Source organism: Colwellia sp. BRX10-3, assembly GCF_014077505.1.
In the GTDB taxonomy this organism is placed as follows: Bacteria; Pseudomonadota; Gammaproteobacteria; order Enterobacterales; family Alteromonadaceae; genus Cognaticolwellia.
On record NZ_JACGWA010000009.1, the window covers coordinates 61,090 to 79,900 of the forward strand.

Below are 18,811 nucleotides of genomic sequence, written 5' to 3' on the forward strand. Positions count from 1 at the left end.
TAAGCTTTTGAATTAACTTTTAGGCAGCAATGAAAATAACCATATTGCACATTATTAAAAATATTTCACACCTAGTGTGCATTAAGCTGAGCTACCTTTAATGTCAAAATTACTCAGTGTTGAATCCGTGTCCTGGTCAGTTGAAAAACAAGATATTCTCAATAATATTTCATTTGACGTTACCAGCGGCGATATTATCGGCATTATTGGCCCCAATGGCGCAGGTAAAACCTCACTTCTAAAGTGCTTACTAAACCAATATAAAAACTGGCAAGGGAGCATTAAACTAAAAAATAAAGCACTAACACATTATAGACCCCATGAATTAGCGCAAATATTCGCTTTAGTGGTACAAAACGCACCACCGATATTTGATTTAAAAGTTTATGATGTGGTTAGAATGGGCTTACTGCCCTATAAAGCCCTTTTTGCTAGCGACAACAATGATGATAAAAAAAACATTATGCTCGCGTTAGAAAAAGTCGGTTTAGCCTCCAGCCAGGCTAAGTTTTTTAACACCTTATCTGGCGGTGAACAACAGCGAGTATTAATCGCTAAAGCCTTAGTTCAAAAAGCAAAAATATTAGTGCTTGATGAACCCACTAATCACTTAGATATTTTCTATCAACACCAAATATTACAACTGGTTAAAGCGTTAAACATTACCGTAATTATGACCATACATGACCTCAACCTTGCCGCACATTACTGCAATAGATTACTGTTGTTAGATAAAGGCAACTTGGTTAGCGACAATAGTGTTGATCAAGTGTTAAAACCTGAGCTACTCACGAAAGTTTTTGGATTGCCTTGTCATCGAGACAACGAATTACATTCTGGCGTACCTAGAGTCTATTTTTATCCCGCTTGTGATACCTCGATGAATAATCCGTCAGCACTTAATTCACCCTTGTTGAATTCCAGTAAAGGTGAATACTCGTGAGAATGATTAGTGCCATTAAAGGTAAAAATTCTTGGGTATTTTCAGGCCTAATTATTTTTACTATTTTCTCCAGTATTCTCTCAATTACCTATGGACCAGCAACAATAACAAGTACTGATATATTTCAATGTGTAGTTAATGAATGTGCTTCACCTATGCACGACATGGTGATTTGGCAAATACGTATTCCACGTGTTTTAGTCGGTTTAGTGGCTGGCATGGGTTTAGCTTGTGCCGGGGCCATATTGCAAAATGTAACTCGCAACCCGCTTGCCGACCCTTATTTATTCGGCATTATTTCTGGTGCAGGTTTAGGGGCAACCATAGCCACCTTAGTATTAAACGATCAACAGTCGCTTGCATTGCCGTTGGCGGCATTTTTGGGCGCATTATTTTCTGTGGTCATCGTTTTTGGTATCGCAACTTTACTGCGTAATATGAGCCATTTACTATTAACCGGCGTGGCGGTTTCATTCATGCTGGGTTCTATCAGTCACTTTATTCTGTATCTTGGTGATCCGTTCGCTACCAACCGCGTAATTTTTTGGTTAATGGGCAGTTTAACGCGTGTTGAAATGTTTCACTTTTACTTGATCGGTGCCATGGTATTAATAACTTTACTGACTATTTTTGCCTTACATAGACAAATAGACGCGCTATTACTCGGCGATGAAAGCGCGGCAAGCCTTGGCGTTAATGTTGATAAACTACGCTTAATTCTTTTAGCTTTATGCGCAGCGGTTACCGCCACCATTGTTGCTTATTGCGGTGGTATTGGTTTTGTTGGTTTGATGATCCCACATATTGTTAGGCAACTGGTTGGCGTTACAACCATGCCGTTAATTATTGGTTCAGCGTTAGTCGGCGGCTGTTTTTTAATTTGGGTTGATGTTGCAGCGCGCAGTGCCCTGAGCAATGTCGAAATTCCCATTGGAATCATTACTTCAGCCATTGGCAGTATTTTCTTTTTAGCGATTATGTATCGCACTCGTAAAACAGGATAACTCACATGACAACAGATGCAGATAAAACTCAAAAACACCAAGAGCGCATGCAACGCCTTAAAGACAAAGTTGATGCCCGTATTGATTCAGCTCAAGAAGAGCGCGGTTTACTTATTGTTATTACCGGCAACGGTAAAGGCAAATCAACCTCAGGCTTTGGCACACTCGCTCGCGCTGTTGGCCACGGCTATAAAGCCGCGGCATTACAATTCATCAAAGGTGATTGGGCTTGCGGTGAACGTAACTTATTAGAAAACAATGGTGTTGAGTTTCACGTAATGGCAACGGGGTTTACTTGGGATACTCAAGATAAATCAAAAGATATTGCCGCCGCAACGAAAGTATGGAACGAGGCAAAACGTTTGCTAAAAGATGAAAGTGTCGACGTAGTTCTCCTTGATGAATTAACTTATATGTTGTCATTCAAGTATTTAGATTTAGATGAAGTGATTGAAGCTATAGTTAACCGCCCTGCGATGCAACATGTCATTATCACGGGCCGTGCTTGCCATCGCAGTATTATCGAACTTGCCGATACGGTTAGTGAAGTACAACCCCTCAAGCATGCATTTGATAATGGTATAAAAGCACAAAAAGGTATTGATTGGTAGCCGACTTGGCTGCAATAACAAATGGAATGTTAATGAAAATAATCCGCTCTCTAGTCATAGTTTTAATGAGCTTCACTTATGCAGCAGGCGCACAAGCAAGTAGTAAAAATGTTAATAATACCGCGGTTAGTGATGTGCCTAAACCCCGCATCATTGCACTCTCTCCGCACATTGTTGAAATACTGTTTAAAATAGGGGCTGGTGATCAAATCATCGCCACTACAGATTACGCAGATTACCCACTTGCAGCAAAGAAAATCCCAAAGATCGGCAGTGCATCGCGTATTCAGTTAGAGCGAGTAATTGAATTACAACCCGACTTAATTATTGCCTGGAGAAGTGGTAATCCCAGTGATGATTTAGCGCGCATTAAACAACTAGGCTTTAATGTGGTTTATTCACAACCCGATAGTTTTGAAGATTTAGCTAACGAAGTACGTTCATTTGGTAAGCTCTCAGGTCACACTGAACAAGCTGATCGTGTTGCCACTAAGTTTTTAACTGATTTAGACAAGATTAAAAAGCAATATGGTAATAAAGCACCACTCACTGGCTTTTACGAAGTTTGGTCTCGACCACTAACCACCATTGCCAAAGGCAGTTGGCCACAGCAGTTTTTAGACATTTGTAGTATCAAAAATCCATTTTATCAAGCGCAAGCTCAATACCCACAAGTAAATATTGAACAAATATTGCAAACCAATATTGATGTCATCATTGTGCCATTATCAACAAAACAAGCTAATGAAGATGCTTATGATTGGCAGAAATGGTCAATATTGAAAGCGGTTAAACATCAACAAATGATTAAACTTAATGCCGATGTTGCCCATCGAATGACGACGCGAAGTTTACATGCTCTGACTGAGTTATGTCAGCAAGCTGAGAAAAGCCGACTGTATTATCAACAAGTTATTGGTGAGTAGTATTTATAACGCTAAAGATGTTTGAGATGTCTGGAAATGAAAAAAGGTTCGCACTGCGAACCTTTATTATTCAAATCATTTATATATTTTTATACTTTTATTTATCAAACACAAATTCGGCTTAAAGTTGTGTCAACTTCTGCCGCTGTTTGCTGCTGCATCTCTGCAAGTTCTGCTACCGATAGTAAATTGGCATTAAGTTCTCTACTTAATTTTACCACCATCGACATATTGTCATTTATCGATGCAGTTGAATGCTGTTGCTCTGTGGTGCCTTGAGCTATTTGTGATGTTAAAGTATCTACTTCGGAAAACACTTGGCCTATTTTTTCTAGCGAATCAACTACTTGTGTTGAATGAATCAAGCTTTCTTGCGATAAAGTCTGACCACGGCCAATCGCATTTACCGCATTAGTCGACTTCTCTTGTAACCCTTCCACCATGGCATGAATTTCAACGGTAGATTCTTGTGTACGGTGTGCTAACGCCCTCACTTCATCGGCTACTACTGCGAAACCTCGGCCCTGTTCACCGGCTCGCGCGGCTTCAATAGCGGCATTTAATGCTAGCAAATTGGTTTGATCGGCAATACCACGGATAACCTCTAACACTGAACCAATGCGTGAGCACTCTTCTTGCAACAAGGCTAAATCAGAGGCCATTGTTGTTACTTCACTGTCGAAGGCTTCAATCGTGTGCTGGCTAGTATTTGAAGCGTTGGTACCTTGCTCTAAAATAGCTAATACTTGGCTTGATGTTTCACTCACCTGTGTTGCACTATCAGAAAGTGTCGCTGACGTTAAGGCAACTTGGTCAATTGAGTTCGCCATTTGTTCAATTTGATTTGCTGACTCATCAACCGCCCTAACCGAACCAACCATTTGAGCCGCTAACGACGCTGACCCTTGCTTTAAGATATCTGACTCACTGCGAATCTCACTAATAACATCCGCTAAATTAGCAATGAACTTTGATAAGTCATTAGTCACCTTTGCTAAATCATCATTGTTTTCATCTTTTATCAGTATGCTGGGTGCTTCATCAATACTCGCAACCTGATCAATATATTGCTGTAATTGTGCAAGTCGTTGAGTAAGTTTTTGCTGGGAATATAAATAACCGACAACAACTTGTGCAACCACCATCACTAACAATAATATTGCCGTTACGTTTTGGCTAAGACCCTCTCCGAGAAAAACTAACGAGATGATACTAATAATTCCAATAAAAAAAGTAGGGACTAATAATTTGATACTGAGACTATTCGACATGTTTTTTCCAAATACTTAATTATGATGACTTGTTAAACTTACTTTATGTTTAGGTGCTGAACGAAAAAGTTCTCCTACACGTGTTCCGAGCTTACAAATAAATTACATGCTATTGTGCTATTTAGCTATCTGTTTTTTTATCTAAATAAACATTCCATAGTAAAAAAACACTTAACCATAAATTTCACCTAATAAGGATATAGATATGACTATCACTAGTATTTTCATTATTGTTATTGCAGTTGGCTCTGTTATCGCAGGTATCTTATTGATAAAACAATCAGCTAGTAAGTTTCATCTATCAGATGAGCAAAAAAACAAAGTAGAGACCCGAAAAGCAGAGCAAATCAAAAAAGATCAAGAGCAAGAATAATTGCTATAGCCTATTAGTTTTAGTCAATGCTTAATTTCTGTAAATGGTTTGAATGAGGTGATAACCAAATTTCGGTTTAATTGGACCATGTACTGCTAGTATCGCTTTTTTGAAAACGGCATCATCGAACGTTTTACCATTTGGCCAGGTTTAAATTCACCCAAATCCCCACCTTTTTTACCTGAAGGGCAAGTTGAGTTTTTCTTTGCTAATTGAGCAAAATCTGCACCTTTAGCAATTTTATTCTTTAATTCTTGTGCAAGATTTTCTCTTTTAACTCAAATATGACGGGCACATGCAGAGGCCATATTATTATCCCATTCATTGTTAATGGCGCATTATAGCCATGACAAAGTAAATAATTTTAATCAAGAGCATAACAAGACGACTAAAACAAAGACCTGTAGATATAAGACCAGTTTTTTCTTTACTTGTGAGCATAACAACTTAGAATCACGGTATATTTTCCTTAGTTGTCTCCTCCATGAGTTCAATACAGCATTTATTTGACAATAATCAGCAGTGGGCTGAAAAGATAAAGCAAGAAGATCCTAATTTTTTCAAGCATTTATCAGAACAACAAAATCCTGAATATTTATGGATAGGTTGCTCAGACTCACGAGTACCCGCCAATGAGTTACTTGGTATGCAACCCGGTGAAGTGTTTGTGCACCGTAACATTGCAAATCAAGTTATTCACACCGACCTAAATTGTCTTTCCGTTATACAATTCGCGGTTGATGTTTTAAAAATCAAACACATTATTGTCTGTGGCCATTATGGTTGTGGTGGTGTAATTGCCTCTTTAGATGATAAAAGCCATGGTTTAATTGATAACTGGTTACACCACATTAAAGACGTTTATCGCTTTAACAAAGCTAGATTAGATGCCGTTAAAGACATGCCAGAACGACTAAAACTTCTGTGTGAACTAAATGTTATAGAACAAGTTGCCAACGTATGTAATACCACAATTTTAAAAAATGCTTGGAAAATAAAACAAGATGTGACCGTTCATGGTTTTGTTTATAATTTACAGGACGGTATTTTAAAAGACTTAGAAGTGTCAGTCGACAGCAACAAATAGTATTAACATAAACATAAAACTCACTTGTTTAGTTTTATGTTCACTTAACGATATTATTAGCAATAGAAAAGGCTTAGCTAAACGTTCACTCTGACCTTGCTCGCATTAACATTGCGACATCATTGTTTCGACTTTTTTACTCAACGTGGCATTTTTTATGCCTGAGTAAAGTCAATTATGGCTTCAATATGACAATCCGCTTGCACAAATATTGCAGATTTATGAAATGAAAAGTAGTTGCGATTTTAATATATTTAACTATTTACTTATTATGTCTATAATAAATAAAATAATTAGGTAAAAACTATGCGTTGGATATCTTGTTTATTGGTGTTATTCGTTTTTTGCTCTCTTGCTAATGCCCGTTCAATTCAGGCGATAGCAGACCAGCAAGTAGATTATGAATTTGCCGCCATTGAATACCTCATTGAACAAGAAATTGGTAAAATAATTTTAACGGCTATTTATCAAGAATTAGGCCTAAAAGTTAATATCACGTCTTATTCGGGTAATCGCGCACAATATGCAGCAAACTCAGGGCAGAGAGCCGGCGAAATCATGCGTATTTGGTCTTATGGTGCGGAGAACAAAAACCTAATTAGAGTACCGACCCCTTATTACAGTTTCATTACCTCAGCCTTTACACTTCGCAACAGCACGATAAATATTACTAAAGCCAAAGACTTAACAGGTTATAAAATTGCTCGCGTTAGAGGTGTGAAGCATACCAATAATATCACTAAAAACTTGCCAAAAGTCTCTGACAGTCCCTCCACAGAAGCCATGTTTAAACTATTACAGCAAGGTCAGGTCGATATTGCCTTAACTAGTTATATTGATGGTATTCAGGTGTTAAAAAAGCTAAAACTTGAAAAAGAGATCATGATCAGTGAACCTTTGGCTGGTTATAAACTTTATCATTACATACATAAAGATCATCAAGCACTCGTTAGTAAAGTTGATAACATCATTAAGCGGTTAAAAAACAATGGCAAATTAGCTAAAATCATTGCCCTAGCAGAGCATACTGTGCTCAATACTGACCGTTTACATTAATATTAGCCAATGCATTTATTTTCTACAACGGTAAATAACGTTAGTTTTTATTACACTCAAATCATACAATAGTGTGCTTTACCTCATTAAAATCCTATATCGATGAACAAAATTTTTATAATTGGTTTACCCCGTACCGGCACCACCAGTGTTTGTGCTGCAATGCTTGAATTAGGTTTTAGTGTTGCTCATACCGCTTATACTGAACGTGCATTCTTTGAAGCACAAGTCATCGCTGATACACCGATATTCTGTGACTATCAACACTTAGATAAAGCCTACCCTGATGCCAAGTTTATATACTTAACCCGAACAATGGATAAATGGCTACCTTCAATTGGACAGTTGCTGGCTCGTATGCACGTTAACCTTATTCGCGACGATGGTGGCTTTAACCCGATTATTAAACGCTGTTATCAAGCAATATTTAGCCCCTATAGTTCAGAAAACATCAATAATATTGAGTTTTTAGCGCAGTGTTACCAACAACACGAAAAGCAAGTTCTGGAATACTTTCAAGACAGAGCAGATGATCTTTTAACGATAGATGTTAGCGTTAACCAGAACTATGCCCAACTTTTAAAATTTTTAGATATAAAAGACAGTGAAGCGAAAGGCTTAGGTTTTAAAAAACTTAATGTTGGCGGTAAGGTTACCGCTTGGAAAGATATAAAAAGTGAATTAAAAGTTGAGTCTACCAACAAAGGTAGAGTTACCAAACTGCCCTATTTATAAACATCACAGTTTATTTAGCAGAAGTTGATAGCTCAGAAGCCTTACCATTAGCGGGTTGAATTAAGCCAGCAAATAGTACAGCTAAAGCAATAAAAATTGCTGATACATATAAACAGGCAACTAAACCATAAGCCTGAAAAATCCAGCCTGAAAGCACAGTGCCAAGCAACCTACCACAGGCATTCGCCATATAATAAAAGCCAACATCAAGTGACACGCCATCTTTACCCGCTATATCAACAATCAAAAAACTATGTAGTGAAGAGTTGATCGCAAATAAGAGAGCAAATACTGTCAAACCAGCAATAACAACCCATTTAGCTGAAAAGTCACCCTGTAAAGCAAGCGCCATAGCTGCTGGCACAACAACAAGTATAGCGCCCCAAACAGCAGCATCTCTGCTTTTTGGTGGCATACCAGCACGCTTTGTTGTTAATTTAGGTGCCAGTGTTTGCATAAAACCATAGAGCACAATCCAAGCGGCAATAAAGCCCCCTACCCAACTATGCGACCAGCCAAATTCAGACGCTAAATAAACGGGTAAAGCGACAACAAACCAAACATCACGGGCAGCAAATAAAAATAACCTCGCGGCTGAGAGCAAATTAATAGCTCGGCTTTTTGACAATACGTCTTTAAATTTAGGTTTGTGTTTAGCTTTACCTAAGTCTGCTTGCAACTTAAAAAGACTAAAGAACCAAACTAGCGTTAACATGGATGCCATCAGCGCAATAGCGCCCGTAAAACCTAGCCAAGTTAATAGTATGCCACCAAGAAAAAAACCAATGCCTTTTAGCGTGTTTTTAGAGCCAGTTAATAATGCTACCCATTGATATAACTTCCCGCTCTCACTTGCAGGCACAAGTAGTTTAATCGAGCTTTTTGCACTCATTTTATTAAGATCTTTAGCAATACCAGATAAGGCTTGCGCTACCATTACATAAGCAATAGTGAGAAAACTGGTCGGTACAAGTAACATAGACAAAGCAAGTATTTGCATGGCTAAGCCTATGTTCATGGTTTTATTAAGGCCAATTCTAGCGCCCAGCCAACCACCAACTAAATTAGTGATTACGCCAAAAATTTCGTAGAACAAAAACAACATAGCAATACTCAGCGGGCTATAACCCAGCTGATGAAAGTACAGCACAACTAACATGCGCAGCGCACCGTCAGTTAGGGTAAATGCCCAATAATTTCCAGTAATAATTAGATACTGTTTTACTTGTGCTGATAAACCGCTGAATACTTTCATTTATGCAAGTCTACCGTTAGCTTTTAGTTTTGATATCTAGATCAGAGCGACCTACCATACGAGCGATTTCTGCCGTACGATTTGCGTAACCCCATTCATTGTCATACCAAACATAAAGTTTCACTTGTGTGCCATTAACGACCATAGTTGAAGGTGCATCGATTATGCACGAACGGGGATCGGTTTTATAATCAATAGAAACTAGTGGTCGCTGTTCAAAACCTAAAATATCTTTTAGTTCGCCATTTGCAGCCACTTTTAAATAGTCATTTACCTCTTGCTCAGTTGTTGCTCGTTCAAGCTCGAAAACACAATCAGTAATTGACGCGTTAGCCAAGGGTACACGTACGGCATGGCCATTAAGTTTACCTTTAAGTTCAGGGAATATATGCGTAATAGCTGTTGCAGAACCCGTAGTGGTCGGGATCAAACTCATTGAGCAAGCTCGAGCACGGCGTAAATCTTTATGCGGTGCATCCAATATGGTTTGGGTATTAGTAATATTATGTATGGTGGTCATCGAACCATGCTTAATGCCTATACTTTCATGAATAACTTTTACTACAGGCGCAAGACAATTAGTGGTGCAAGATGCCGCCGTTACTATAGGATGTTTATCCGCATGGTATTGGTCATCATTAACGCCCATTACAATGTTTAATACGCCATCTTCTTTCACTGGCGCAGTAACTACTACACGCTTTACGCCTTGTTCTAAATAGGCTTGCAGTAACGCTTTAGACTTCATCACACCCGTTGCTTCAATAACTACATCACAGTCTGACCAATCAGTGTCTGCAATATTTTTATTTTGGCTACAGATAATTTCCTTGCCATTGATAACTATATTTTTTGCTGAATGCTCTGCCTGATGCTGCCAAATGCCGTGAACTGAGTCAAAATTAAGTAAATGAGCTAAGGTTTCCGCGTTGCCAGCAGGATCGTTGATTTTGATAATTTCAACATCATCCCAGCCATATGCCACACGCATCGATAAGCGTCCAATACGGCCAAAACCGTTAATACCTATTTTAATTGTCATGATAATTTTCCTGTCAAAAATTTATTTTTTAATCACATAAACTCTTTATGTAAGCCTGCCATTTGAGTTTTGTTTCACCTACTCACAACAACTAGCAATTCGTTCGGGTCTGTCGCCCATAATTTCTAAAGCTTGCAAATTCGGAGTAATAAAACCTATATTTTCTTCTAAAGTTAAGGTTATAACCTGTTGTGCCCAGGCAGGTATGTCAGCGTTAATGGTATAAAACACCCACTGTTTTTGTTTTCGGGTTAATAACACGCCTGAGTTTTTTAACACCGCTAAATGTCGAGATATTTTTGGTTGACTAGGCTCAGCAAGCGCTGTCATTAGTTCACAAACACAAAGTTCACCTTTTTTAGCAATCAGCAATATAGATTTAAGACGGGTATCATCAGCCAAATTTTTATAAAACTCAGTAGGGTTCATTCACTGCTCGTCAGGTTAATACACAATGTAGATAATCATAACTTAACTCAATGCATAACTAAATAGTTATATAACTAATTTATTATAAACTATCTCATTATTATGCAAACCAATTAAAATGGTATGAGTTACAGCACTTGATTAAATCGTAAAACACTTCTTAGTGAATTAAATTATCCTATTTTTCAAGCTTCTAATAAAAAGCGCAAATTAATTCTTGAAACGAACTTAAATAAGAACTATTATCAATCGCGTTATCAATCACTAGCGAATTTTTTACATGTTTGTTTGTATTTGCAAAGGCATCACAGATCATCAAATTAAACAATTAGTCACTGAATCAGGTGTCGGTTCTATACGTGAGCTAAAGCAGCACTTACCGTTAGGTTCTCAGTGTGGCACTTGTGTTAAAGTCGCTCAAAACATCATTGATAACACTATTATCAATGAAAGCTTATTTAAAGAAGTAGGCTAAAATACCACTACCTTATAAACCTGACTGCAACTGATAACGATTAACATTCTCAAGCTGTTGTTTTTAAATGTTTTTTATAATATACCCTTTGCATTCTCGTCGTTTCTTTCTATAATTACAGTCAATATTTAATCCGCTTAAATTTGAGGCTCTATGAAAGGCAACGCAACAGTTCTAACAATACTTAACAAAGTACTCACCAGTGAACTAACATCAATTAACCAATACTTTCTTCACGCCCGCATGTATAAAAACTGGGGCATTAATGCGTTAAACAGTAAGTGCTATAAAAAATCGATTCTTGATATGAAGCAAGCTGACAAAGTTATTGAGCGTATATTATTTCTCGAAGGTTTACCTAACTTACAACAATTAGCGCCTCTTTCTATCGGCGAACATACCCAAGAAATGATCGGCTGTGATGTTAGCTTTCAAACAGCGCAAATTGCGGTAGTAAGAAACGCCATTACTATTTGTGAACAAGAACAAGATTACGTAAGTCGCGAAATGTTAGATACCATATTGAATGATGAAGAGGAGCATTTAGATTGGCTGGAAACTCAGCAATACCAAATTGATGCTATGGGTATTGAAAAATTCATTCAGGCACAGTTATAAAACGGCTTAAGCTAGACCTATTAGAAGGAAAATAAAATGAAAGGTAATACCCAAATTATTTCTGCATTAAACGGCCTACTCGCCTATGAACTAGCCGCAATGGACCAATACTTCATTCATTCAAGTATGTATGAAGACTGGGGCATTAATAAGCTATTCGAACGTATCAGCCACGAGTTTGACGATGAAAAATTGCACGCATCAATGCTTATTCAGCGTATTCTATTTTTAGAAGGCATACCTGACATGCAAACCCGTCCAGGCTTAAATATTGGCAAAACAGTACCTGAAATGCTGCAAAGCGATTTAGATGTGGAATATGCCGTCGCAAAATCACTTAGAGCCGCTATTGCGTTATGCGAACAAGAAAAAGATTACGTTACACGTGAAATACTTGAAAAGCTGCTTGATGATACCGAAGTAGACCATGCATTCTGGCTAGAACAGCAACTAGGTCTCATTAAAACCATAGGTTTAGCGAATTACATACAGTCACAATTATAAGCCAATACTGACGCTAAAAAACGCCGTAAACATCCTAAACATTAAAAGCCAGCTATTTTATCAGCTGGCTTTTTTATATCTACTGCGCTTGCATATAAAGAATAATTATCCTCTAGAGACAAAAATTGGCGATTCATAGAGAATTTATTCTAATTTATGACGACCCAAGTAATGATAAACAGACGAAAGCTCATAAATACCAATACAAACATTCCAGCTGAACAATACTCAATTTATACCAGAGCAGCTAACCAATTTATTGAAAGCACAAAGTCTGGGCTAAGTTTCTATCTTAAATTTCGAATTTCTTTATTAATAGCGTCAATAGTTTCCATCATCATAATCGTCTACTTACTGGTGACTAGCTCTATGCTCAAAAAATTAACTGAGCTACTCGGCACCGGTACTATTGAACTGCTTAAAAAATCACGAGATCAGAGTAGTTTGAGTGAATACCAAAAGTGGTTATAAAGTTAATCACTATTCCGTGCAAAGTATTATTTAGAGCTAATTAAAAAATTGATAAAAAAACGGCCCGCATAATGCGAGCCGTATTAAACATTTAACGGTAAATAATAACGCTTTTTACTGTCTCATTTCTTCTTGATCAGCGCCTTCTTTTTCAATCACTTCAGGGATTAAGTCTTCTTTCGAAATACCTAATGCCAAAGCAACTGAGCTAGCAACGTAAACAGATGAATAAGTACCAACAAAAACACCCAAGAGTAATGCCGTAGCAAAACCATGAATTAGTGCGCCACCTTTAAAGAACAAAGCTGAAAGTACTAATAAAGTGGTGATTGAGGTAATTATGGTACGCGATAAGGTTTGTGTTAAAGAAATATTAATCACATCTTCAGGGGTACCAACACGCACTTTTCTGAAGTTTTCTCGAATACGATCCGAGACCACTATCGTATCGTTCAGCGAGTAACCTATTACCGCAAGTATTGCCGCCAATACCGTTAAGTCGAACTCTAGTTGTAAAATAGAGAATAAACCTAAGGTTAACAATACATCATGAAATAGCGCGATAACTGAACCTAAAGCAAAACGCCATTCAAAGCGAAACGCGACATAAACTAAAATACAGATAAGCGCGGTTAACATAGCTAAGCCACCCTGCTCTGCTAGCTCATCTCCGACACTCGCACCAACAAACTCGATACGACGCATATCAATGGTTTGCCCTGTACCTGCTTGTAGAACGTCCAGTACTTGGTTACCTAGCATTTCTGCTTTTACATCTTCACGGGTTGCTAAACGTATCACCACATCACGGCTTGAACCGTATAGCTGCACAACCGCATCATCAAAGCCGTTTGAATCCATAATGCTACGGATTTTGGTTAGATCTGCTGAGTCTTCAAAACCAACTTCGATTAAGGTACCACCGGTAAAATCTAAACCGAAATTGAGTTTATTTGTTGCCAATGAAACAACCGAAGCCGCCATTAGTATAATACTAAATATCACCGCTACCTTGCGGTAGCGCATAAAGGCAACAGTATCTTTTAATTGTAAAATTTGCATAATATTGAAGCCCTACCTATATAGACAATTTATCGAGACGTTTACCACCCCAAACAGCGTTAACGACAGTACGAGTACCAATAACAGCAGTAAACATTGACGTTATAATACCGATTGATAATGTTACCGCGAAACCTTTAATTGGGCCTGTGCCGACGGCAAATAAAATCAAGGCAGCAATTAACGTGGTGATGTTAGCATCAATAATGGTTGAAAACGCAGCGTCATAACCTTGATGAATTGACTGTTGAATTGACTTACCTGCACGCATTTCTTCACGAATACGCTCAAAAATAAGGACGTTAGCATCAACGGCCATACCAACTGTTAACACTATCCCTGCCATACCAGGTAAGGTTAATGTTGCACCTGGGATCATAGACATAACACCAATAATCAAGACTAAGTTCGCGCCCAAGGCTAAGTTTGCCACCACACCAAAAGCACGGTAATAAACCAACATAAACAAGAAAACAAGACCAAAGCCCATCAAAATAGCATGGAAACCCAGTTGAACGTTTTCAGCACCTAATGTTGGCCCTACAGTGCGCTCTTCAACAATTTGAATTGGCGCAATCAAAGCACCCGCTCTAAGTAATAGTGCTAAGTTATGGGCTTCAGATTGACTACCTGCACCGGTAATTCGGAAGGTTTTACCTAAACGCGCTTGAATAGTTGCAACACTGATCACTTCTTCGATTTTCTCAAAAATAGTATTGCCTTCAGCATCAACGCGATCCGTTGGCTTGTATTCTATAAATACCGTTGCCATTGGCTTACCAATACTGTTTTTGGTACCGTTCGACATTTTACTACCGCCGGCAGAATCCAAAGTAATATTAACTTGCGGACGACTATATTCATCAAAACTTGAACCCGCATCAACAATATGATCACCGGTTAGCATCACGCGTTTTTTCAATAAAACAGGTTTGCCGTTACGCTCTTTTAGTAATTGAGAACTTCCCGGCACACGACCATTAAGTGCAGCACCTAAATCACCGTCAGTATCAACTAAGCGAAATTCAATAGTAGCGGTAGCATTTAATATTTCTTTTGCTTTCGCGGTATCTTGAACGCCCGGTAATTCAATAACAATATGCTTTTGACCTTGGCGTTGTACTAGCGGCTCAGCAACACCTAGCTCATTAACACGATTACGAATAATGGTGATGTTTTGTTGCAGTGCATATTCACGAGTTTCTTTTAGCTTTTGTTCAGTCATTTTAGCGGATAACGTTAAGTTACCCTCATCACTAACAAACAATAAATCAGGGTTTTGTTTATCTAAATAAGTTTCTGCACTTACTAGATCTTCAGCATTACGAAATTGAATTTTAACGGCATCATCAACTTTTTTCACTGAGCGATAACGAATTTTTTCGCTACGTAAGTCACTACGAAAATCGTCAACTAAACTTTCTTGCGCCTTATTAATGGCTTCTTTCATGTTTACTTCCATTAGGAAGCTCACTCCGCCACTTAAATCTAAACCTAACTTCATTGGCGTTCCACCAATGCTTGCTAACCACTTAGGCGTTGCAGGTGTTAAGTTTAAGGCTACTGAATATTCATCGCCCATATTATCGTCAAGTAAATCACGTGCGCGCAATTGTTGTTCTGTATCACGGAATCGAGCTAATATTTGGCCGCCTTCCATGACGATACTTGCGTAGGAAATTTCCTTGCCATCTAAGTGAGACTTAACTACATCTAGCGTTGCTGCGTTTGTTTCAATACCGCGCAAGCCAGAAATTTGTACTGCAGGATCTTCACCATAAAGGTTAGGAGACGCATACAAAGCACCAACAGCAACTATTAATAGCACCATCAATGTTTTCCATAATGGATATTTGTTTAACACAATATCACCCTATTTTCTTTTGAATTACGCGATAATACTAAACTGAATTATCGCGTAAAAGTTTGTTAGAATTTTTTGTTATAGTTATGCGAAAGTGTGTACTGATGATTATCAATACACACTTTCAAAACCGCTATAGCGAAAAAAGCCAACAAAATCTCATTATAGAGACTTCATTGTACCTTTAGGTAATACAGCATTAATTGCGCCTTTTTGTACTGTTACTTCAGTACCTTCAGCTATGCTTACTACAATAAAATCTTTTTCATCTGAAACTTTAACAATTTTACCAACAATGCCGCCTTGTGTTAGCACTTCGTCACCTTTTGATAATTCAGACATCAAACTTTTATGCTCTTTCACACGCTTAGCTTGCGGACGATAAATCATAAAATAAAACACTAAACCAAATACCGCTAGCATAATTAACATTGACATACCGTCTGCCCCTTGAGCGGGACCTGCAGCAGCGTGGGCTTGACTAATAAATAAACTCATAAATACCTCTTGTTATTTTTTCTGATTGATTTTTATAAAATGGTGAATTAAACCTGTGAATCTTTTATTCTGCTTCACTGTCTGCCATTGGCGGGACAGGTAAATCGCGTAGTGCATAAAAGTCAGCAACAAACTCATCTAGTTTGCCTTGCTCTATAGCATCGCGCAATCCTTGCATTACACGTTGGTAAAAACGTAAATTATGCATGGTATTTAATTGCGAACCTAAAATTTCATTACATTTATCTAAATGATGTAAATAAGCGCGCGAATAATTTTTACAAGTATAACAATCACATTCAGGATCTAATGGGCCAGTATCCGTTTTGTGACGTGCGTTTCTAATTTTAATAACACCGTTAGTAACAAATAAATGGCCGTTACGGGCGTTACGTGTTGGCATTACACAATCGAACATATCAATACCACGTCGCACACCTTCAACTAAGTCTTCAGGTTTGCCTACTCCCATAAGATATCGGGGTTTATTTTCCGGTATCAAGGGCGCAGTATGATCTAATATTCGAATCATATCTTCTTTTGGCTCACCTACCGATAAACCACCAATAGCATAGCCATCAAAGCCAATACTGGTTAAACCATTAACTGATACTTCACGTAAATCTTCATACATGCCGCCTTGAACAATACCAAACAAAGCGTTTAAATTACCTTCATGGGCATCTTTTGAGCGCTGTGCCCAACGTAATGAAAGTTCCATTGACACTTTTGATTCTTCGTGGCTAGCAGGATAAGGCGTACATTCATCAAAGATCATGACAATGTCTGAGCCTAAACTGTTCTGAACTTCCATTGAACGTTCAGGTGTTAGCATAATTTTTTCACCGTTCACTGGCGAACTAAACTTAACACCTTCTTCGGTAATTTTGCGCATTTTGCCTAAACTAAAAACTTGGAAGCCGCCAGAGTCAGTTAAGATCGGCTTATCCCAATTCATGAAACCATGTAAGCCACCGTGCTGTTCGATAATTTCAGTACCTGGACGCAGCATTAAATGAAAAGTGTTACCAAGCAAAATTTCTGCACCGGTTTGAGCAACTTCTTCGGTTTTCATACCTTTTACTGTGCCGTAAGTACCCACTGGCATAAATGCAGGGGTTTCAACTGAGCCACGATCAAAGGTTAAGCGACCACGACGAGCTTTCCCGTCTGTCGTCAGTAATTCAAACTGCATAGCGTTTTTTTCTGTTTTCTCTGTCATATTATATCCTTCGCCCACTAGCGAAACAGGCTAGTAGCTTTTTCGTTTTAGCGACTAGAATTCTAGCCAACTACTATTTTCTCTAGTCAGTATATTTTACTGGCCAGTATTTAAATCTTTTTTCGTCAACAACATCGCATCACCATAACTAAAAAAGCGATACTGCTGCGCAACCGCATGTTGATAGGCAGCCATAATATTTTCGTAGCCAGCAAATGCACTCACTAACATCAACAAGGTTGATTCAGATAAGTGAAAATTAGTAATTAAGGCATCAACAATTTGAAACTCATAACCTGGGGTGATAAAAATATCGGTGTCACCATAAAACTCACTAAAATTTTTACCTTGTTCTTTAGCTATTTTCGCAGCACTTTCTAGTGACCGTACTGACGTAGTACCCACAGCAATAACTTTTCCGCCATTAGCCTTAGTTTGTTCAATTTGCACCACAACACTTGGTGGTACTTCAACATATTCTGCATGCATTATATGGTCGGCAATTTCATCAACCTTTACAGGTTGAAATGTGCCAGCACCGACATGCAAAGTCACAAAGGCAAAATCTACACCTTTGGCTTTAAGTTGCGTCATTAATTCATCATCAAAATGCAAACCTGCTGTTGGTGCTGCTACAGCACCCGGCTTTTCATTATAAACCGTTTGATAACGTTCACGATCACTGTCTTCATCAGGTCGGTCAATATAAGGAGGTAATGGCATATGACCAACTTCATCTAATATTGATAACACCGATTGTTCACCCTGAAATTCAAGCTCAAACAAAGCGTCATGCCTTGCCACCATAGTGGCTTTAACTTTACCTTCTAATAGTATTTCACTACCCGGCTTTGGCGACTTACTGCAACGAATGTGCGCTAATACGCGATGTTCGTCTAGTAAACGTTCAACTAACACCTCTAACTTACCACCACTGGCTTTTTGACCAAACATGCGTGCTGGAATAACTCGCGTATTGTTAAATACTAACAAGTCTCCCGCTTCAACATGGGCAATAAGGTCTGTAAATGTTTCATCTTTGCGCACACCATCGTTGCCATTTAACGTCATTAAACGGCTCGCAGAACGGTTAGCTTTTGGATATCGAGCAATTAGCTCTTCGGGTAAATCAAATGAAAAATCAGCAACGCGCATGGTAAATTAACTAGTTCAAAGAATAAAAAACGCGTAATTTTAGTGCTGCACGGCACGAATAGCAAGCATTAACTTGTATACCCACTGCACTTCAAGTTGCAAACTTCAGCAAGTTGAGAAAGGGTTTGGTATCGGACATGGGTCGAAGAGAATAATGGTTATATTGTCGAAATCCATAACGCAGGAGAAAACCCTTTATCGGCTTGCTCA

The 18,811-nt window shown here is 38.4% G+C and carries 20 protein-coding genes and 1 pseudogene; 11 read left to right on the forward strand and 10 right to left on the reverse strand.

The features are described 5' to 3' along the window. The first annotated feature begins 100 nt into the window (after positions 1 to 100). The 4 genes from H4J38_RS13035 to H4J38_RS13050 are packed head-to-tail and all read left to right on the forward strand — an operon-like array spanning position 101 to position 3,484. Positions 101 to 943: an ABC transporter ATP-binding protein gene (locus H4J38_RS13035; protein WP_182132257.1), complete on the forward strand. Its 843-nt coding sequence runs from the start codon at positions 101 to 103 to the stop codon at positions 941 to 943. 2 nt (positions 944 to 945) lie between these two features. Next, a complete protein-coding gene (locus H4J38_RS13040) occupies positions 946 to 1,947 on the forward strand; it encodes an iron ABC transporter permease (RefSeq protein ID WP_182132332.1) in 1,002 nt (333 codons plus the stop codon). Between the two features lie 5 nt (positions 1,948 to 1,952). Beyond that, a complete protein-coding gene (gene cobO, locus H4J38_RS13045; RefSeq protein ID WP_182132258.1) occupies positions 1,953 to 2,558 on the forward strand; it encodes a cob(I)yrinic acid a,c-diamide adenosyltransferase in 606 nt (201 codons plus the stop codon). 32 nt (positions 2,559 to 2,590) lie between these two features. Further along, positions 2,591 to 3,484, forward strand: a complete 894-nt coding sequence (locus H4J38_RS13050) for a cobalamin-binding protein (protein ID WP_182132259.1) — start codon at positions 2,591 to 2,593, stop codon at positions 3,482 to 3,484. 104 nt (positions 3,485 to 3,588) lie between these two features. On the opposite strand, the gene H4J38_RS13055 is transcribed toward H4J38_RS13050, so the two are convergent. Beyond that, the gene (locus H4J38_RS13055) at positions 3,589 to 4,755 is read right to left on the reverse strand and encodes a methyl-accepting chemotaxis protein (protein WP_182132260.1); all 1,167 of its coding nucleotides are present in this window, start codon (positions 4,753 to 4,755) and stop codon (positions 3,589 to 3,591) included. Positions 4,756 to 4,960: 205 nt separating this feature from the next. Here H4J38_RS13055 and H4J38_RS13060 point away from each other — a divergent pair, with 205 nt between their 5' ends. Beyond that, complete coding sequence (locus tag H4J38_RS13060; protein ID WP_182132261.1) at positions 4,961 to 5,128, forward strand: DUF2897 family protein; 168 nt, start codon at positions 4,961 to 4,963, stop codon at positions 5,126 to 5,128. Between the two features lie 30 nt (positions 5,129 to 5,158). Here the strand turns inward: H4J38_RS13060 and H4J38_RS13065 are convergent. Further along, positions 5,159 to 5,436: pseudogene (locus tag H4J38_RS13065) on the reverse strand (peptidylprolyl isomerase). A gap of 176 nt (positions 5,437 to 5,612) precedes the next feature. Between H4J38_RS13065 and can the strand changes: the two are divergent. From can to H4J38_RS13080, 3 genes are all read left to right on the forward strand, one after another. Continuing rightward, positions 5,613 to 6,215, forward strand: a complete 603-nt coding sequence (gene can, locus H4J38_RS13070) for a carbonate dehydratase (protein WP_182132262.1) — start codon at positions 5,613 to 5,615, stop codon at positions 6,213 to 6,215. Between the two features lie 306 nt (positions 6,216 to 6,521). Then, complete coding sequence (locus H4J38_RS13075) at positions 6,522 to 7,271, forward strand: ABC transporter substrate-binding protein (protein WP_182132263.1); 750 nt, start codon at positions 6,522 to 6,524, stop codon at positions 7,269 to 7,271. Between the two features lie 102 nt (positions 7,272 to 7,373). Further along, complete coding sequence (locus tag H4J38_RS13080; RefSeq protein ID WP_182132264.1) at positions 7,374 to 8,006, forward strand: sulfotransferase family protein; 633 nt, start codon at positions 7,374 to 7,376, stop codon at positions 8,004 to 8,006. Between the two features lie 10 nt (positions 8,007 to 8,016). Here H4J38_RS13080 and arsJ read toward each other — a convergent pair whose 3' ends face one another. From arsJ to H4J38_RS13095, 3 genes are all read right to left on the reverse strand, one after another. Further along, the gene (gene arsJ, locus H4J38_RS13085; RefSeq protein ID WP_182132265.1) at positions 8,017 to 9,261 is read right to left on the reverse strand and encodes an organoarsenical effux MFS transporter ArsJ; all 1,245 of its coding nucleotides are present in this window, start codon (positions 9,259 to 9,261) and stop codon (positions 8,017 to 8,019) included. Between the two features lie 16 nt (positions 9,262 to 9,277). After that, a complete protein-coding gene (locus H4J38_RS13090) occupies positions 9,278 to 10,303 on the reverse strand; it encodes an ArsJ-associated glyceraldehyde-3-phosphate dehydrogenase (RefSeq protein ID WP_182132266.1) in 1,026 nt (341 codons plus the stop codon). A 78-nt stretch (positions 10,304 to 10,381) separates the two neighbouring features. Then, entirely contained in the window at positions 10,382 to 10,732 is a 351-nt protein-coding gene (locus H4J38_RS13095) for a metalloregulator ArsR/SmtB family transcription factor (protein ID WP_182132267.1), read from the reverse strand. 280 nt (positions 10,733 to 11,012) lie between these two features. On the opposite strand from H4J38_RS13095, the gene H4J38_RS13100 reads away from it, so the two are divergent. The 3 genes from H4J38_RS13100 (at position 11,013) to bfr (H4J38_RS13110) (ending at position 12,329) form a co-directional block, all read left to right on the forward strand. Then, positions 11,013 to 11,207 (forward strand): bacterioferritin-associated ferredoxin, encoded by a 195-nt coding sequence (locus H4J38_RS13100; protein ID WP_182132268.1) that lies wholly within the window; start codon positions 11,013 to 11,015, stop codon positions 11,205 to 11,207. Between the two features lie 153 nt (positions 11,208 to 11,360). Further along, the gene (bfr, locus tag H4J38_RS13105; protein ID WP_182132269.1) at positions 11,361 to 11,825 is read left to right on the forward strand and encodes a bacterioferritin; all 465 of its coding nucleotides are present in this window, start codon (positions 11,361 to 11,363) and stop codon (positions 11,823 to 11,825) included. Between the two features lie 36 nt (positions 11,826 to 11,861). After that, positions 11,862 to 12,329 (forward strand): bacterioferritin, encoded by a 468-nt coding sequence (gene bfr / locus H4J38_RS13110; RefSeq protein ID WP_182132270.1) that lies wholly within the window; start codon positions 11,862 to 11,864, stop codon positions 12,327 to 12,329. Between the two features lie 585 nt (positions 12,330 to 12,914). On the opposite strand, the gene secF is transcribed toward bfr (H4J38_RS13110), so the two are convergent. From secF to queA, 5 genes are all read right to left on the reverse strand, one after another. Further along, entirely contained in the window at positions 12,915 to 13,862 is a 948-nt protein-coding gene (gene secF, locus H4J38_RS13115) for a protein translocase subunit SecF (protein WP_182132271.1), read from the reverse strand. A gap of 16 nt (positions 13,863 to 13,878) precedes the next feature. Further along, positions 13,879 to 15,726 (reverse strand): protein translocase subunit SecD, encoded by a 1,848-nt coding sequence (secD, locus tag H4J38_RS13120; RefSeq protein ID WP_182132272.1) that lies wholly within the window; start codon positions 15,724 to 15,726, stop codon positions 13,879 to 13,881. Positions 15,727 to 15,888: 162 nt separating this feature from the next. Beyond that, positions 15,889 to 16,224 carry a preprotein translocase subunit YajC gene (yajC, locus tag H4J38_RS13125; RefSeq protein WP_126669501.1) on the reverse strand — a complete coding sequence of 112 codons (336 nt, stop codon included), beginning with the start codon at positions 16,222 to 16,224 and terminating at the stop codon, positions 15,889 to 15,891. A 64-nt stretch (positions 16,225 to 16,288) separates the two neighbouring features. Next, on the reverse strand, positions 16,289 to 17,419 hold the full coding sequence (tgt, locus tag H4J38_RS13130) for a tRNA guanosine(34) transglycosylase Tgt (RefSeq protein WP_182132334.1): 1,131 nt from the start codon (positions 17,417 to 17,419) through the stop codon (positions 16,289 to 16,291). A gap of 123 nt (positions 17,420 to 17,542) precedes the next feature. Further along, positions 17,543 to 18,601, reverse strand: coding sequence for a tRNA preQ1(34) S-adenosylmethionine ribosyltransferase-isomerase QueA (gene queA, locus H4J38_RS13135; protein ID WP_182132273.1), 1,059 nt, complete (start codon positions 18,599 to 18,601; stop codon positions 17,543 to 17,545). Positions 18,602 to 18,811: the final 210 nt, after the last annotated feature.